Here is a 14,785-nt window from a genome sequence, read left to right as displayed (position 1 = left end):
TCCACGATCATTTTTTTATACAATAAATTAAAGTTTGTTAATTAACTAATTTTAATAATCAAAAAAAGCCATCTTTATAAAAAAGACGAACTTTACTCTGTTTTTTGTAATTTAGCACAAAATCCTTTTTTAGCCACCAATGCCGAATGAGTTCCCCACTCAATCAACCAATCTTGTTCCATAACTAAAATCAAATCAGCTTCTGTTCTAATATCAATAGAGGAAGTTACTTCATCTAGGGTTAAGAGATAAAGGGGGCTTAATAAGTGTGACATAACAACAACAAGCGCCAGTAAAACAACCACCATTATCACAAACCATAGGGTCAGACTTAGACTAATCCAATAAGCCATTACCATAGCACCAAATACGATAATGGGGGCTCTTAAAAAAAGACGAAAAAATTGATTAATACCGATCTGATTTGAAAACAATCACTGGTCAACCGTGATAAAAGACTAACATAACCAAGATAGTCTTAGCCTTCCTTGCTCAAAAACATGATGTTTTTTAACAAATCATCTGTCATTTGTCTGGTAAATCCAACAGCTGCTAACACAACTCCCAAAATCCCTTAACTATTGTGTTGACTAATCTGCACATCAATCATATTAGCAATCACTAAAGGAATCAATAGTTCAAATAAAGCTTCTGATAAGTTGAAAAGGGGACCCAAGATGGTTTCTTTTAGGTACCCTTTCAGATATGAACGCAATCGTTTTTTTATGGTAACTTTCTAGAAAAGGCTCATCAGTTCAATTAAATAAAGATTGAAATGAACTTCTCGTGAGTAATAGATATTGCCACCATTCTTATAAAGCTTGCCTCCAGAAATCAAGGCGAGGGGATGATAATAAAAATAAGTTTGACCACTAGTGTTTCCAAGGCTTGGAGCTACAACCGTTTTAGAATAGGTAGTTGCTAATTCAATAGTATTTTGGCCATCATGTTTGGCAACATAATCAATATAAGCAGTTCCAAAATTATAGGCCTGAACAGCTGTCCAAGAATCTACCCCCGCTTCCTCAGCTAGAGCAAGATTATGAGAAAGTAAACTCACACCATACTCAATACTGGCCTGACTATCTGTAATTGAGTTTTTTTGTCCCGAACTGCTTTCGCTGGATTGCATGACATCTGCTTCTCCCCCTTTTGTCTCGGTGTATATCATAGCCAATACAAGATCCACATTTGCTTTGGTATCATTTTCTGCTAATGTTTTCTCAACAATCGGCTTGTATGCCAAAACACGTTGAACATTGTGATGAATAACAAAGGCTTGGTAAGCAACAAGAAGGAGAATAAGAAAGCCACAGACACGCTTTAAAAATCTAAACATCTACTTTGTTTTAATATCCTCTATATTTTTAATCAAGATAGAATACGTCCCATCATTATTTAACAAAAATTCAACCGATTCAGCATCTTGATAAATGGCATTTGGTACGATTAATTCTATCCCATTTGATAACGACAGCTTTTGACTTTCTAATTTTTTTATTTGTCTAGAATGGTCAATATCACTGATTTGGATAGGTTCTGGAATGACTTCTTTGACTTGATCCACAAAGGTTAAACGGGCCGTTAAATTATCATCAAAGAGTTGGTCTGCTAATTTTTCTGGTGATAAAGCTTGGTCTGCTTCTAATTGTTTAAAAAGAGTGGATTTCATCTTTGACTGAAAAGCAAAATCATCTTGATTAAAATTCTCAGCAATTTTTTGAGCAGTTTGTTCAATCAGTTTGATGGACTTTTTAACAGATTGCTCAGGTGTAACCTTCAAGAGGTTTTCTGAAAAATAATTAGCAAAGCTACCATTATGCTTCACACGCTTTTCAATTAGGTAGTATTGACCAGACTTAAGATTAATTACCAGTGCTTCATCTGGCGTCTGGGTAGGACCAGGCAGATTATTCTGTGTCACCGTAAATGGGTGTTCATAATTATCAGAGAGGTGAGCAAACTGTTCTCTCAAGACAATTCGCAAGAAAGCAAGGAAGGGTTCCCCATCCTTATCGAACTGGATAAAGACTAAATCATTGGTTTTTTGATCCTCTGAAATAACAAAGGCTTCCTTCCATAATTGTGCAATAGTAACAGACGTTTCCAACAGATCATCGTTGATACTTGCAAAAAAAGCATTGTCAGCATCAAATTGACCTCTTTTAGCTTCATCTGAGAACACCTTAGCTAACTTTTTCCGAAAATACTCATCAATTCGTGGTGTAATGCTCACCAAGCGATCTGATAACAATAACTCAGTGTCATTGGGAGAAAATTGGTGAATAACAATACGTTTTATATAACTATCTAACATGATTCCTTACTTTTTATAGAGTGGAAAAGCATCTGTTAATTGACGCACTTCCTGACGGACTTCTTCAAGAACAGCAGCCTGATTATGATTAACCAAGGCTTTGATGATGAGATGAGCAATGGTCTGACTTTCTTTAACGCCCATGCCACGACTGGTTATGGCAGCACAGCCAATACGAATACCTGAGGTTTTAAATGGCGACAAGGTTTCAAAAGGAATGGTATTTTTATTAAGGGTAATATTAACCTCATCCAGAAGATTTTGCGCTAATTTACCGTTGGCAATGACTTTGGTAACATCAACTAAAAAGACATGGTTATCTGTACCGCCTGAAATCAGACGGAAACGGTCATCTTGAGCAAATACATCTGCCATAGCCGCAGTATTATCAATAATAGCTTGTGCATAGTCTTTAAAGGCCGGATCCAAGGCTTCTTTGAAAGCAACTGCTTTAGCAGCAATCACATGTTCCAGAGGTCCTCCTTGTAAGCCGGGGAAAATGGCTGAATTAATCTTTTTAGCAAGAGCTTCGTCATTGGTTAATATCAATCCTCCACGAGGACCACGTAAGGTTTTATGGGTTGTTGACGTCACAATATGCGCATAAGGGACAGGATTCGGGTGCAAACCTGCAGCCACAAGTCCAGCAATATGAGCCATATCCACCATTAAATAAGCACCAACTTGATCAGCAATATCACGAAACTTTGCAAAATCAATGCTTCTAGAATAAGCCGAAGCCCCTGCAACAATCAATTTAGGTTGGACAGCTTTAGCCTGCTCCAAAATGGCATCATAATCTAACATTTCCGTATCGGCATCTACTGAGTAACCCACAAAATGATAGGTCTTTCCTGAAAAATTTACTGGAGAACCATGCGTGAGATGACCACCAGCAGCCAAATCCATTCCTAATACGGTGTCACCAGCCTCAATCAAGGCCATATAAGCTGCTGCATTGGCTTGACTTCCGGAATGGGCTTGAACATTGGCAAATGAGGCACCGAAAAGTTTCTTAGCACGTTCAATAGCAAGCGTTTCAACAATATCCACACATTCTGTTCCCCCATAATAGCGATTACCTGGATAGCCTTCTGCATACTTATTGGTTAAAACAGAACCTTGAGCAGCCATGACAGCTTTTGAAACCATATTTTCAGAGGCAATCAATTCAATATTGTGCTCTTGTCTTTCTTCTTCAGCATGAATGGCATCCCAAAGTTCTTTATCAAAATCTTCAAAAGTCTCTTTGTCAAAAATCATTGTCATCTCCTTGTAAGTTCTTGATGAATCGTAATTGTGTTTTATCATCTGCGTAGTTGAGGTTTCGGTAAAAAGCATGCGCTTCTTTACGATGACTGGCAGAGTTGAGACGAATAAAGGCAAGCCCTTCCTGTTTAGCTTGTGATTCCAAAGCCCTTAGTAGGGTACTTCCAATTCCCCTTCCCTGATAGGCTGGTAAAACAGCCAAGCCCAATAGATTAAGACCATCAGCCGCATAAAGGGTCTCATACCGTTCAGCATGAACATAGCCCAATAATTGATTAGTGTCCTTGTCGGCATAGGCTAAAAAATAATGATGACAATCCTCAATCAAGCGCTCGTATTGCCTTTCTAACAAGTCAAGAGAAACTAAATAGCCAAGAGCTTTGGCATTAATTTCTTGTAGCATAGGACAATCCGTTTTGCTTAATGGTCTCAACATTCCAAACAGCTCCTCTCTTAAAAACGAAGTTCAGGTACTTTGGCTAATAATTCTTCTTTGGTGATGGTACCTTGACGCAAAATCACAGCACGCTCACTTGATAAGTCTAAAATGGTTGAATCCCTTCCTGTCAAAAAGGGATCATCTGCATAACCAATCACTTTAAAGTCAAAATCCCGCATAATCCGATCAAAAACCCGACCACTGGCTTTGCCAGATATGTTTGCAGAAGGACCAATTAAAGGACCTGTTTTTTGAATTAAAGCTGCGGTAATTGGGTGACTGGGTAGGCGAAAACCAACTGTTGGCAGTCCCGAATTAATCCAATAAGGAACTCGATCATTAGCTTTTAGAATAATCGTCAAGGGACCTGGTAAAAAGGCTTGGTATAATTTTTTGAGGTATCCCGGCTGTTCCTTTGAAAAGGCTAAGATACTATTAAAATCAGCCACATTAAGGTTCATCGCCTTGTCGCGAGGTCTTTGTTTTAAGTCATAAACAGCATTTACTGCTTTTTCATCCAAAGCCTTGGCAAAAAGACCATACACCGTTTCTGTCGGCAAAACAAGAGCATCACCTGCTTCAATAATACTAACTAAGCGTTCCATTATCAACAACCAGCATCCTTTCTCTACCAAATAAATCCGTTAACAGGCGTACGCGTTTATCAGGAAAATAGGTTTTCAACAAATGGTTAAGACCTTCTCCCTGCTTATAACCAATTTCAAAATATAACTTTCCCGTTTCCGTTAAATAATCAGCTGCTTCCTCAATAATCTTGCGGTAAATGGCATAGCCATCTTCTTCTGCAAAAAGTGCCAAATGAGGTTCCGAGTGGAGAACATTTAAGCCTACCTCCTCCTTATCCTCATAAGCGATATAAGGAGGATTGGAAATAATCATATCAAACTTTCCTGAAAGATGGCTAAAAACATCTGATTCAATAAAGGTCACGTCAAGCTGATAAGTATCGGCATTGGTTTGGGCCAAAGCAAGGGCATCTCTGGAAATATCAGATGCCGTTAGTTGCCAGTCTGGTCTCTCTTTTTTGAGAGAAAGTGCTATGGCACCGCTTCCCGTTCCAATGTCTAAAACCTTGCAGTGAGGAGCAGTATTTTCCTTAAGAATCAAGTCAACTAATTCTTCTGTTTCTGGCCTTGGGATTAAAACCCGTGAGTCCACTGCAAGTTGCAAATCACGAAAATAAGCACGTCCAGTAATGTATTGAGGAGATAAGTGTTGACTTAGGGCACCAAAAATCTCCTCTAATAGAAGATAATCGTCGGCAGTTACTTCTTGATTTTGATGTAGTAAAAACTCAAGACTAGACCATTCTTTTAGCTCCCTAAAAACATAGGCGAGGTTTTCGCGATCCTCACCTATCTTGTCCAGTTTATCCTCATAAGTCCTCATTAATCTAGCATAATTCATTAGTTATTTAGAGATTCTAATTTTTGTGTTTGGTCATACATGACAAGGGCATCAACAATGTCATCCAGTTTCCCAGATAAAATCGTGTCCAACTTTTGCAAAGTCAAGCCAATACGGTGGTCAGTCACACGATTCTGTGGGAAATTGTAAGTCCGAATGCGTTCAGAACGATCTCCTGTCCCAATGGTCGATTTACGTTCAGCATCTTGTTCATCTTGTGCCATTTGAGCAAAATGGTCAGCTACGCGGGCTCGGATAATTTTCATTGCCTTATCACGGTTTTTTTGCTGAGTCCGCTCTTCTTGCATTTCCACCTTAATATTGGTTGGCAAGTGAACGATACGAACCGCAGTTGCCACCTTATTGACGTTCTGGCCACCAGCACCTGATGCGTGGTAAATATCAATCCGTAAATCTTTGGGATCAATGTCGTACTCCACTTCTTCCACTTCTGGCATAATCAAAACCGTTGCTGTTGAGGTATGAACACGTCCTTGACTTTCGGTTACTGGAACACGCTGTACGCGGTGAGCACCTGATTCATATTTTAATTTGGAATAAACAGATTGCCCTGAAACCATGACCACCACTTCTTTAATACCGCCGACACCATTGTAAGAGGCTTCCATGACCTCGAAACGCCAACCTTGACTTTCGGCAAACTTCTGATACATGCTCAATAAATCGCCTGCAAAAAGTGCAGCCTCATCCCCACCAGCAGCTCCACGGATTTCCAAGATAATATTTTTATCATCATTTGGATCTTTTGGAAGTAAGAGAATTTTCAATTTTTCTTCGTAATCTTCCTTGGCAGCCTTAGATTCTTTCAATTCTTCTTTAGCCATTTCTTCTAACTCAGGGTCACCACTGGCATCCTTGATCATTTCTTCAGCGTCAGCAATGGCTTGAATGACTTGTTTATACTCACGATAGGCAGTAACCGTATCACGCGTGCTAGCTTCTTCTTTTGATAAAGCCATAAAACGTTTGGTGTCTGAAACCACATCTGGGTCACTCAACAATTCACCTAACTCTTCGTAACGGTCTTCAACCGCCTGTAATTGATCATAAATATTCATTCGTGTTTGTCGTCTCCTCTTCTTACTTTTTCTCAGTCACTGCTAGCTACTCTGCATCCATTGGTGGGTGGAAATAGTGTTTGCGACAGACTGGAATATAGGTTTCGTTGCCCCCAATCTGAATCTGAGCCCCTTCATAAACAGGTTTCCCATTTTCGGTTCGCAAGACCATAGTGGCCTTTTTGCTGCAATACTGGCAAATTGTTTTGATCTCATCAATCTTATCGGCTAGCAGCAAGAGGTATTTTGAGCCTTCAAATAATTCATTCTGGAAATCATTTTTCAAACCAAATGCCATCACTGGTACAGCTAATTCGTCAACCACACGCGCCAAATCATAAACATTTTGCTTGCTTAAAAATTGGCATTCATCAATCAAGACACAGTAAGGTTTTTCCTCCAATTGGGCAATAAATGTGAAAATATCCATGTCACTGGAAATGGGAATAGCTTCTCGTCTCATGCCAATACGACTTGACACAACACCAAAACCATCACGTGTATCAAGGGCACTTGTCATGATAACAACAGGTTTTCCCTGCTCTTCATAATTGTGAGCCACTTTTAAAATTTCAATGGTCTTGCCTGAATTCATTGTCCCATATTTATAGTATAATTGAGCCAAAATGGAGTTTCCTACCTTCTACTTTTATCCTTTCTATTCTATCATAATTGTCCCCATTTGGCGATTGGCTTCTTTGAAAATCCAACAGGATCATATTGGAAGAAATTCCTCTAGTAAGCCTTTTCAAGGAGGCCTTAAGCATAGGCAATTCCTTAACAACATGATAAAATAGACATAACTAGAAAAAGGAGGACACCTATGCCATTTATAACCATTGATCTTTTTGAAGGTCGTAGTCAAGAGCAAAAAAATCAATTAGCTCGTGAAGTAACTGAAGTTGTATCACGAATTGCCCAAGCACCTAAAGAATCGATTCATGTCTTTATTAATGACATGCCAGAAGGGACATATTTCCCACAAGGTGAGCTAAAACGAAAATTATTATAACCCTTCCCCTACTACTAAGTGGGGGTCTTTTGCTAAAAGAGAAAGACCATGCTTGCTAAGAAAAAACTGACATTGATGGGTACTATTATTGACGTGCAAATCGAATCTGACAAGGCCACTCAACAACTACAAACAGTCATCGACTTATTACATACTTACAAAAATCGTTTTTCAGCCAATGACGCAGACTCTGAATTGATGGCTGTTAATCAGGCGGCTGGTGTTAAACCAGTCAACGTCCACTCTGATTTATTAAACCTAATCCAAATTGGTAAAACTCATAGCTTGTCAACGCCAAGCAATTTGAATATTGCTATCGGACCACTTGTCCAAACTTGGCGAATTGGATTTGAAGATGCTAGGGTTCCTAACCATAGCCTTATCTCACGACAGTTAGCCCTAACAGACCCTAAGCAAGTTATTATAGATGACAAAGAACAAACTGTCTTTCTACAACAAGCAGGAATGGCTTTAGACTTAGGAGCCTTGGCCAAAGGCTACATAGCTGATAAGATTATGGCCTACCTTATCAGAGATGGTATCGACTCCGCCCTTATTAATTTAGGAGGAAATGTGCTCGTTCATGGACCTAATCCTAAGCGAGCTGACGCCGCTTTTCATGTCGGCATTCAGAAACCCGGTGCCAAACGTGGGCAACATCTGGGTGTCATCAAGATTAACAATCAATCTGTTGTGACTTCTGGAATCTATGAACGGCAACTAAACGTCGTCGGAAAACACTACCATCACCTCTTCGATCGCAAGACTGGCTATCCGATAGAAACAGAGATGGTTAGCTTAACTATCGTAGCCCCGTCATCTCTCACGTGCGAACTGTGGACCACCCGTTTATTTGGCCTTGATAGCTCAATGGTTATCACTCTTTTAAATACCCTTGATAATGTTGAAGGTCTTCTAGTAACAAGAAAGCATCATGTCCTTATGTCAAATGGTTTGAAACACTATTTTCAACCATACTATCACTAAAAGAGTTTAACGGTTTGCTCAAAACTAATCACAAACGGCTTATTAGCTGTTCAGATTGAAGAAAAAGTCCATTTAGGACAATTTTTCTTCAATCTTTTTTACTCTTTTAAAAAAGAAAAACTCTTGAAACACAACAACATAAGTGTTTCAAGAGTTAGTTAACATCACGATCATTAAATCATTTTCATCGACACCTTCTTAAAAATAAAGTTTGTCTACGTTCTGAACGGCTTAATAAGCCGTTTTTTAATGATTCCTCTTACTTGTCTTTGCCATTTAAAACTAAATTTAAAACAACAGACGTCAATGTTGCAATCACAATACCATTGGTTAAAAACATTTGTGCTGTCTCTGGTAAGCTGGCAAAAAGATTAGTGCCATTAAAGCCTAAACCTGCTGAGATGGAAACAGCAGCGATAATAAAATTATAGTCATTATTTTGGAAATCAACACGATTTAGCATTTGCATCCCTTGAAGAGCAACCATACCAAAGAGAACAAGCATAGCTCCTCCCAGAACTGGACTTGGAATCATTTGTGCCATTGCTCCGAATTTTGGTAACATGCCAATTGCCACAAGAATACCAGCAGCATAATAAATGGGACGACGTGTTTTAATACCTGAAATCTGAACCAAACCAACATTTTGCGAAAAGCCTGTGTAAGGGAAAGTGTTAAACAAACCTCCAAGAAAGACTGCAATCCCTTCTGAGCGATAACCGTTTCGCAAGCGTTTCTCATCCAAGTGATTATTGGTTAAATCAGAAAGAGCCAAGTAAACACCTGTTGATTCAACCATAGAAACCGTCGCAATGATACACATCATCACTATAGAAGTGATTTCAAAAGTTGGCATGCCAAAATAAAATGGAGTTGGTACATGAATCCAAGAAGCTTCTACAACAGGAGTTGTATCCACCAATCCCATCATAGCTGCAAACAAGGTTCCCGCTACAAGTCCAATCAAAATGGAAATGGATTTCACAAAACCTTTGGTAAATTTTTGAACCAAAAGAATAATGAAAATCGTCAACAGTGACAAAATCAGGCTTTGTAATGTAGGTTCTTTGATATTATCCCCCATGTTCCCCATAGCAACACCAATCAGGCTCAAACCAATAACGGTAATCACAGAACCTGTTACAATAGGCGGAAAGAAACGCGCAATTTTAGAAAAGATACCTGCGACCATAATAACATAAATCCCTGAAGCAATCAGGGCTCCAAACATAGCACCCGACCCTTGCTGCGCTCCAATAATGGATAAAGGTGCTACTGATTGAAAGGCGCAACCTAAAACAACGGGTAAACCAACACCTGTATATTTGGTCAATTTTAATTGTAAAAAGGTTGCTATACCACACATGAAAATATCTGTGGAAATCAAATAGGTGAGCTCTCTAGCAGAATAACCCAAAGCTCCCGCAATCATGATTGGAACTAAAATGGAACCAGCATACATAGACAGAACATGCTGTAATCCTAACACAGCCGATTGGGAATGTGAATGTTCCTGCTTTGTTGAATGTGTCATTATACGTCAGCCTCCAAAAAGTTTAGTTCCCCATTTTCAAAGTTTTTAATGCGAGTCAGGGATGTCACTTCAATTCCCATATCTTCAATTAATTGACGACCATTTTGGAAAGATTTTTCAATAACGATCCCAACTCCAACCACCTGCGCACCTGCTTGACCAATAATTTCAATCAAGCCCTTTGCTGCTTGACCATTGGCTAAAAAGTCATCGATAATCAAAACCTTATCTTCTTCAGAAAGAAACTTGCCCGCAATTGAAACAGTACTTGTCACCTGTTTAGTGAAAGAATAAACTTCTGCTGTCAAAATACCTTCTGTCATGGTAATATTTTTATGCTTTTTAGCAAAAATCATCGGAACTTCTAAAGCTTCTGCTGCATAAACTGCTGGCGCAATACCTGATGCCTCAATAGTAACCACTTTTGTAATTCCAGCATCAGTATATTTCTGAGCAAAAACCTTGCCGATTTCTTTCATTAAACGGTAATCGACTTGGTGTGTTAAAAAATTATCCACTTTCAAAATATTCTCTCCTAGAATATTACCATCTCTTAAGATGCGCTCTTCAAGTAACTGCATAAATCTCCTTTTGATTCAAATAGAAAAAAGCTTGCCGCAAAATAAGCAACTACAAAAGTTCCTTACTTTGCAAGGTTAAAAAACCAAGCAAGCTTAAAAGCTTACTTATTGTTAGACATTAAGGTGTCTTGTAGAAACACTGCGCCAATTCACAGTATAAATAAGTACGTTATTATTTTATTCATTATGATAATTTATTATTCTACCACTTTTCTTATTTTTTTCAATAAAAATGTTTAACCCCTTTTGCGCCCAGTTTAGGGTCAGACTGGTAATAGAAGATTGTTTTTCCACAATCAGAAAGGGGTGTTCCTCGTAAGGGGAACTGGGCCTGTCACCTAAATGGTATCCCCATTCCAAATGGAATTTTTCACGATGACATAGTCAACACGCCGTAAGCTTTCTAGGTCTTTGCCACCTGCATAAGAAATGGAAGATTGCAAATCTTGTTGCATTTCAATCAGGGTATCTGCCAAGTGCCCCTTTGTTGGAAGCAAGATTTTCTTACCTTCAACATTTTTATGTTCACCTTTTTGATACTCCGATGCAGATCCGTAATATTCTTTGAAAGATTGACCATCGACCTCAATTGTTTTTCCAGGACTCTCAATATGACCAGCAAAAAGCGAACCAATCATGACCATGCTAGCCCCAAAGCGAATGGATTTGGCAATATCACCATGAGTACGAATCCCACCATCAGCAATAATCGGCTTACGAGCTGCCTTAGCGCACCACCGTAGTGCTGCTAGCTGCCATCCCCCTGTTCCAAAACCGGTTTTAACTTTAGTGATACATACTTTTCCAGGGCCGATTCCTACTTTAGTAGCATCAGCACCTGCATTTTCAAGTTCACGTACTGCTTCTGGCGTTCCGACATTCCCAGCGATCACAAAAGTATCTGGTAACTCTGTTTTAATATGCTTAATCATATCAATGACACTATTAGCATGGCCGTGAGCAATATCAATGGTGATAAATTCAGGGGCATCCTCTGTTAAGGAGCTAACAAAGTCATATTCATAAGCTTTGACCCCAACAGAGATAGAGGCAATCAAGCCTTGCTCGTGCATGCGTTTGATGAAAGGTTGACGACTTGCCTCATCAAAACGGTGCATGATGTAAAAATAACCTTCCTTTGCCAGCTGTTCTGCAATTGTCTCATCAATAATGGTTTGCATATTGGCAGGGATAACTGGTAATTTGAACTGGTACTTTCCAAGTGTCACGCTTGTGTCCGCTTGTGATCGACTATTAATAATGCACTTGTTAGGAATCAGCTGGATATCTTCATAATCAAATACAGGCATGTCATTAAACATAGGTTTTCTCCTTTTAACAGAGTTGAAAAGCGCCTATTCACAGAACAATCTCTTCTCCTCGTTTTACACAAAAATGACCTTCCTATGACTTCTAAAAACCAGAGTCATCGCTAGGTAAATAGTTACCTTTCCTTTTACAGTTTATCTTTTTGTTTATTTTTTGTCAAATTTCACTATGTTTTTTTTATTAAACGTTCGGTTTTTATAAAAACCAACTCTTTTCTTCAGTTGCTTCTCATACCTCTCCATCCATAAAAAAATGTTAGCCCTTAGGACTAACATGACTGATTACCGGTCAATTAATTTCGCTTTCAGTAGATAGGCGTGAGCCACCTTGCTAGCATCTTCTCCTTTTACTGAAACCTTGTAATTCATTTCTTGCATCTCTTTTTCAGTGATTTTTCCAGCCAGCTGATTAAGAATCCCCTTTAATTCAGGGTATTTCACTAACAACGAAGCCTTCATTAAAGGTGCTCCTTGATAAGGTGGGAAAAGCTGCTTATCATCTTTTAAAATTTTCAAATGGTACTTAGTAATTTCGGCATCTGTTGAGTAGGCATCTGTCACCTGAATATCTCCTGATTGAATCGCTTGATAGCGAAGAGCTGGCTCCATGGTAGCTACAGATAAATGTATCCCGTATTGTGATTGCATTCCCTTATAACCATCTTCTCTATCTTTAAATTCTAAGGTAAAACCTGCTTTTAAATCTGAAGCATGCTCTTTTAAATCAGAAATGGTCTCAATATGACGTTCCTTAGCCAAACGCTTAGGCATGGCAACAGCATAAGTATTTTGGTAAGCAAATGGTTTTAGCAAAACCAGCTTGTCTTGCTTAGCAATCCCCCTTTTGGCATCCTGATAAACTTGCTTAGGATTATTTGACAAAGGTGGCTTCTCCTGTAAAAGACTCGACGTAATGGTTCCTGTAAACTCAGGGTAAATGTCAATGTCTCCAGATTTAAGAGCTTCGTACAAAAAACTGGTTTTCCCAAAGTTAGATTTTAAATCAACCTTTAGCTCCGATTGATCTTCAATCAATTCTTTGTAAAGATTGATGAGGATATCTGGTTCAGCGCCTAACTTACCCGCAATAATGATAGTGTCTCTCCCTTTTGAAAACTGGCCAATGACCATTGGAGCATAGGAAGTCAACAAAGCTAGCAGAATCACCCCAAAACTGACAATAATACGTCTCAAGGAAGCCTTTTCCAGATATTGTAGAAGACTATTGAAAATAATAGCCAGTAGTGCTGACGAAATAGCTCCTATCAAAATCAGGTTGGCATTATTACGGTCAATACCGAGTAAAATGAAAGAACCGAGGCCACCAGCTCCAATCAAGGAAGCCAAAGTAGCTGTTCCAATAATCATAACCGCCGATGTTCGAACTCCCGACATAATAACAGGCATGGCAATGGGAATTTCAAAGGTTTTCAGACGCTCCCATTTGGTCATTCCAAAGGCAGTCCCTGCTTCTACAAGACTTGGATCAATCCCATTTAGGCCTGTGATGGTATTTTGTAAAATCGGGAAAATAGCATAAATAACTAAAGCCGTCACTGCAGGGAAAGTTCCAATTCCCATCAAAGGGATAAAGAGTCCCAACAAAGCCAGCGAAGGAATCGTTTGAAAGATGCCTGTAACCTGCAACATAATATCCGACCAGCGTTTACTTCGACTCAATAAGGCTGCTAAAGGAATTCCAATTAACAAGGCAATCATTAAAGATAAGAGGGAAATCTGTAAATGCTCTGCTAGGGCTGCTGTCCATTCGCTAAAGCGGTTTTGGAAGGTCACAAATAAACTAGGCATGGTCATCACCTCCAAATAAATTCGCAACAAAGGCATTCGCAGGATGGGCTTTAATGATTTCTGGACGGTCTAACTGCACAATCTGTCCTTCGTTTAAAATAGCCACGCGATCCCCCAATTTGACAGCCTCATCAATATCATGCGTCACAAATACGATGGTCATATCAAATTCTTTGTGAAGACTTAACATTAACTCTTGTAATTGTTTCCGCGAAATAGGGTCTAATGCTGAAAAAGGTTCATCCATCAATAAAATTTTAGGATGAGAAATAATAGCACGAACAATACCGATACGCTGTTGCTCCCCTCCAGATAAATCACTAGGGTAACGATTCACGTAATCCTTAGCTGGCAAGCCAACCTTCTCCAATAATTCTTCTGTTTTTTGTTTAATATCCTCAGGTGACCACTGTTTCATCCTGGGAACAATAGCAATATTTTCAGCCACTGTGAGATTGGGAAAGAGAGCAATCTGCTGTAAGACATAACCGATAGATAGTCTCATATCACGCAAATTCAAATCTTTTTGAAGCGTCTTATTTAAGAGAATGTCCCCAGAACTTGGCTCGATTAAACAATTAATCATTTTTAAAAGGGTTGTTTTTCCCGACCCACTAGGACCAACCAAAACAAAAAATTCACGATTGTTAATCTGAAAGGTCTGTTCTTGCAAGACCTTCGTTTGACCAAAGGTTTTAGAAACATTATTAAAACGTATCATTATCTCTCCCATTCATCGGTTAAAGTGTCAGTCGGCTGACTGACTAATTGAGTTAACCTATCTCTCTTATACTTGTCCAAGCGGCTAATGTTAGGGGCTGACTTTAAAAATTGAACAATTGACTTGGCTTTTTACTAGTCAGCTTCCACCAGAAAAATGAGCTTAATGGACTATCTACTCAAGAAAAAAGACAAGCTAAGCACTTCTTTGACTCTTTAAGTTCTAGTCTTTTTAAATCCGATCAGTTATTACTTAAAACGCCCTGCGTTAGTTCTTGATAA

The 14,785-nt window shown here is 39.0% G+C and carries 15 protein-coding genes, 1 pseudogene and 1 riboswitch; of the genes and pseudogenes, 2 read left to right on the top strand and 14 right to left on the bottom strand.

Annotated features, from left to right (window positions below; all coding sequences use genetic code 11):
- Positions 1-200: 200 nt before the first annotated feature.
- The 9 genes and pseudogenes from EL097_RS07870 to EL097_RS07830 form a co-directional block, all read right to left on the bottom strand.
- A pseudogene (locus tag EL097_RS07870) lies at positions 201-727 on the bottom strand (ABC transporter transmembrane domain-containing protein); the annotation flags it as partial.
- Positions 728-736: 9 nt separating this feature from the next.
- Positions 737-1,339 carry a lysozyme family protein gene (locus EL097_RS07865; RefSeq protein ID WP_003048560.1) on the bottom strand — a complete coding sequence of 201 codons (603 nt, stop codon included), beginning with the start codon at positions 1,337-1,339 and terminating at the stop codon, positions 737-739.
- The gene (locus EL097_RS07860; RefSeq protein ID WP_003048562.1) at positions 1,340-2,317 is read right to left on the bottom strand and encodes a nucleoid-associated protein; all 978 of its coding nucleotides are present in this window, start codon (positions 2,315-2,317) and stop codon (positions 1,340-1,342) included. It lies immediately after the preceding gene.
- Positions 2,318-2,323: 6 nt separating this feature from the next.
- Complete coding sequence (gene glyA / locus EL097_RS07855) at positions 2,324-3,580, bottom strand: serine hydroxymethyltransferase (protein WP_003048564.1); 1,257 nt, start codon at positions 3,578-3,580, stop codon at positions 2,324-2,326.
- Positions 3,570-4,022, bottom strand: a complete 453-nt coding sequence (locus EL097_RS07850) for a GNAT family N-acetyltransferase (RefSeq protein WP_003048567.1) — start codon at positions 4,020-4,022, stop codon at positions 3,570-3,572. Before EL097_RS07850 ends, glyA begins: the two co-directional genes overlap by 11 nt.
- A 17-nt stretch (positions 4,023-4,039) precedes the next feature.
- The gene (locus tag EL097_RS07845; RefSeq protein ID WP_003048568.1) at positions 4,040-4,630 is read right to left on the bottom strand and encodes an L-threonylcarbamoyladenylate synthase; all 591 of its coding nucleotides are present in this window, start codon (positions 4,628-4,630) and stop codon (positions 4,040-4,042) included.
- Positions 4,614-5,453 carry a peptide chain release factor N(5)-glutamine methyltransferase gene (gene prmC, locus EL097_RS07840; protein ID WP_003048571.1) on the bottom strand — a complete coding sequence of 280 codons (840 nt, stop codon included), beginning with the start codon at positions 5,451-5,453 and terminating at the stop codon, positions 4,614-4,616. The genes EL097_RS07845 and prmC overlap by 17 nt, the downstream gene beginning before the upstream one ends.
- A complete protein-coding gene (gene prfA / locus EL097_RS07835; protein WP_003048573.1) occupies positions 5,453-6,532 on the bottom strand; it encodes a peptide chain release factor 1 in 1,080 nt (359 codons plus the stop codon). Before prfA ends, prmC begins: the two co-directional genes overlap by 1 nt.
- Before the next feature lie 46 nt (positions 6,533-6,578).
- Positions 6,579-7,157 carry a thymidine kinase gene (locus tag EL097_RS07830; protein ID WP_003048575.1) on the bottom strand — a complete coding sequence of 193 codons (579 nt, stop codon included), beginning with the start codon at positions 7,155-7,157 and terminating at the stop codon, positions 6,579-6,581.
- Positions 7,158-7,355: 198 nt separating this feature from the next.
- On the opposite strand from EL097_RS07830, the gene EL097_RS07825 reads away from it, so the two are divergent.
- Positions 7,356-7,544, top strand: a complete 189-nt coding sequence (locus tag EL097_RS07825; protein WP_003048577.1) for a 4-oxalocrotonate tautomerase — start codon at positions 7,356-7,358, stop codon at positions 7,542-7,544.
- 48 nt (positions 7,545-7,592) lie between these two features.
- Positions 7,593-8,531, top strand: a complete 939-nt coding sequence (locus tag EL097_RS07820) for an FAD:protein FMN transferase (RefSeq protein ID WP_003048579.1) — start codon at positions 7,593-7,595, stop codon at positions 8,529-8,531.
- A 259-nt stretch (positions 8,532-8,790) separates the two neighbouring features.
- Here EL097_RS07820 and EL097_RS07815 read toward each other — a convergent pair whose 3' ends face one another.
- From EL097_RS07815 to EL097_RS07795, 5 genes are all read right to left on the bottom strand, one after another.
- Positions 8,791-10,065 carry a nucleobase:cation symporter-2 family protein gene (locus EL097_RS07815; RefSeq protein WP_003048582.1) on the bottom strand — a complete coding sequence of 425 codons (1,275 nt, stop codon included), beginning with the start codon at positions 10,063-10,065 and terminating at the stop codon, positions 8,791-8,793.
- Positions 10,065-10,646, bottom strand: coding sequence for a xanthine phosphoribosyltransferase (locus tag EL097_RS07810; RefSeq protein WP_129545011.1), 582 nt, complete (start codon positions 10,644-10,646; stop codon positions 10,065-10,067). The genes EL097_RS07815 and EL097_RS07810 overlap by 1 nt, the downstream gene beginning before the upstream one ends.
- 88 nt (positions 10,647-10,734) lie before the next feature.
- Positions 10,735-10,830: riboswitch (purine riboswitch) on the bottom strand.
- Positions 10,831-10,984: 154 nt separating this feature from the next.
- Positions 10,985-11,968 carry a GMP reductase gene (gene guaC / locus EL097_RS07805; protein WP_099982942.1) on the bottom strand — a complete coding sequence of 328 codons (984 nt, stop codon included), beginning with the start codon at positions 11,966-11,968 and terminating at the stop codon, positions 10,985-10,987.
- A 288-nt stretch (positions 11,969-12,256) separates the two neighbouring features.
- Positions 12,257-13,783 (bottom strand): ABC transporter permease/substrate-binding protein, encoded by a 1,527-nt coding sequence (locus EL097_RS07800; RefSeq protein WP_003048587.1) that lies wholly within the window; start codon positions 13,781-13,783, stop codon positions 12,257-12,259.
- Positions 13,776-14,504: an ABC transporter ATP-binding protein gene (locus tag EL097_RS07795; RefSeq protein WP_093999048.1), complete on the bottom strand. Its 729-nt coding sequence runs from the start codon at positions 14,502-14,504 to the stop codon at positions 13,776-13,778. The genes EL097_RS07800 and EL097_RS07795 overlap by 8 nt, the downstream gene beginning before the upstream one ends.
- Positions 14,505-14,785 lie beyond the last annotated feature (281 nt).

This window comes from Streptococcus canis (assembly GCF_900636575.1).
Taxonomy (GTDB): domain Bacteria; phylum Bacillota; class Bacilli; order Lactobacillales; family Streptococcaceae; genus Streptococcus; species Streptococcus canis.
Note: the sequence above shows the minus strand (reverse complement) of the source record. Positions and strands in the feature narration are given on the sequence as shown.

Excerpts from the sequence above, each read along its gene's own strand:
- EL097_RS07865 (WP_003048560.1), bottom strand. The coding sequence starts at position 1,339 with ATGTTTAGATTTTTAAAGCGTGTCTGTGGCTTTCTTATTCTCCTTCTT.
- EL097_RS07860 (WP_003048562.1), bottom strand. The coding sequence starts at position 2,317 with ATGTTAGATAGTTATATAAAACGTATTGTTATTCACCAATTTTCTCCC.
- glyA (WP_003048564.1), bottom strand. The coding sequence starts at position 3,580 with ATGATTTTTGACAAAGAGACTTTTGAAGATTTTGATAAAGAACTTTGG.
- EL097_RS07850 (WP_003048567.1), bottom strand. The coding sequence starts at position 4,022 with ATGTTGAGACCATTAAGCAAAACGGATTGTCCTATGCTACAAGAAATT.
- EL097_RS07845 (WP_003048568.1), bottom strand. The coding sequence starts at position 4,630 with ATGGAACGCTTAGTTAGTATTATTGAAGCAGGTGATGCTCTTGTTTTG.
- prmC (WP_003048571.1), bottom strand. The coding sequence starts at position 5,453 with ATGAATTATGCTAGATTAATGAGGACTTATGAGGATAAACTGGACAAG.
- prfA (WP_003048573.1), bottom strand. The coding sequence starts at position 6,532 with ATGAATATTTATGATCAATTACAGGCGGTTGAAGACCGTTACGAAGAG.
- EL097_RS07825 (WP_003048577.1), top strand. The coding sequence starts at position 7,356 with ATGCCATTTATAACCATTGATCTTTTTGAAGGTCGTAGTCAAGAGCAA.
- EL097_RS07820 (WP_003048579.1), top strand. The coding sequence starts at position 7,593 with ATGCTTGCTAAGAAAAAACTGACATTGATGGGTACTATTATTGACGTG.
- EL097_RS07815 (WP_003048582.1), bottom strand. The coding sequence starts at position 10,065 with ATGACACATTCAACAAAGCAGGAACATTCACATTCCCAATCGGCTGTG.
- EL097_RS07810 (WP_129545011.1), bottom strand. The coding sequence starts at position 10,646 with ATGCAGTTACTTGAAGAGCGCATCTTAAGAGATGGTAATATTCTAGGA.
- guaC (WP_099982942.1), bottom strand. The coding sequence starts at position 11,968 with ATGTTTAATGACATGCCTGTATTTGATTATGAAGATATCCAGCTGATT.
- EL097_RS07800 (WP_003048587.1), bottom strand. The coding sequence starts at position 13,783 with ATGCCTAGTTTATTTGTGACCTTCCAAAACCGCTTTAGCGAATGGACA.
- EL097_RS07795 (WP_093999048.1), bottom strand. The coding sequence starts at position 14,504 with ATGATACGTTTTAATAATGTTTCTAAAACCTTTGGTCAAACGAAGGTC.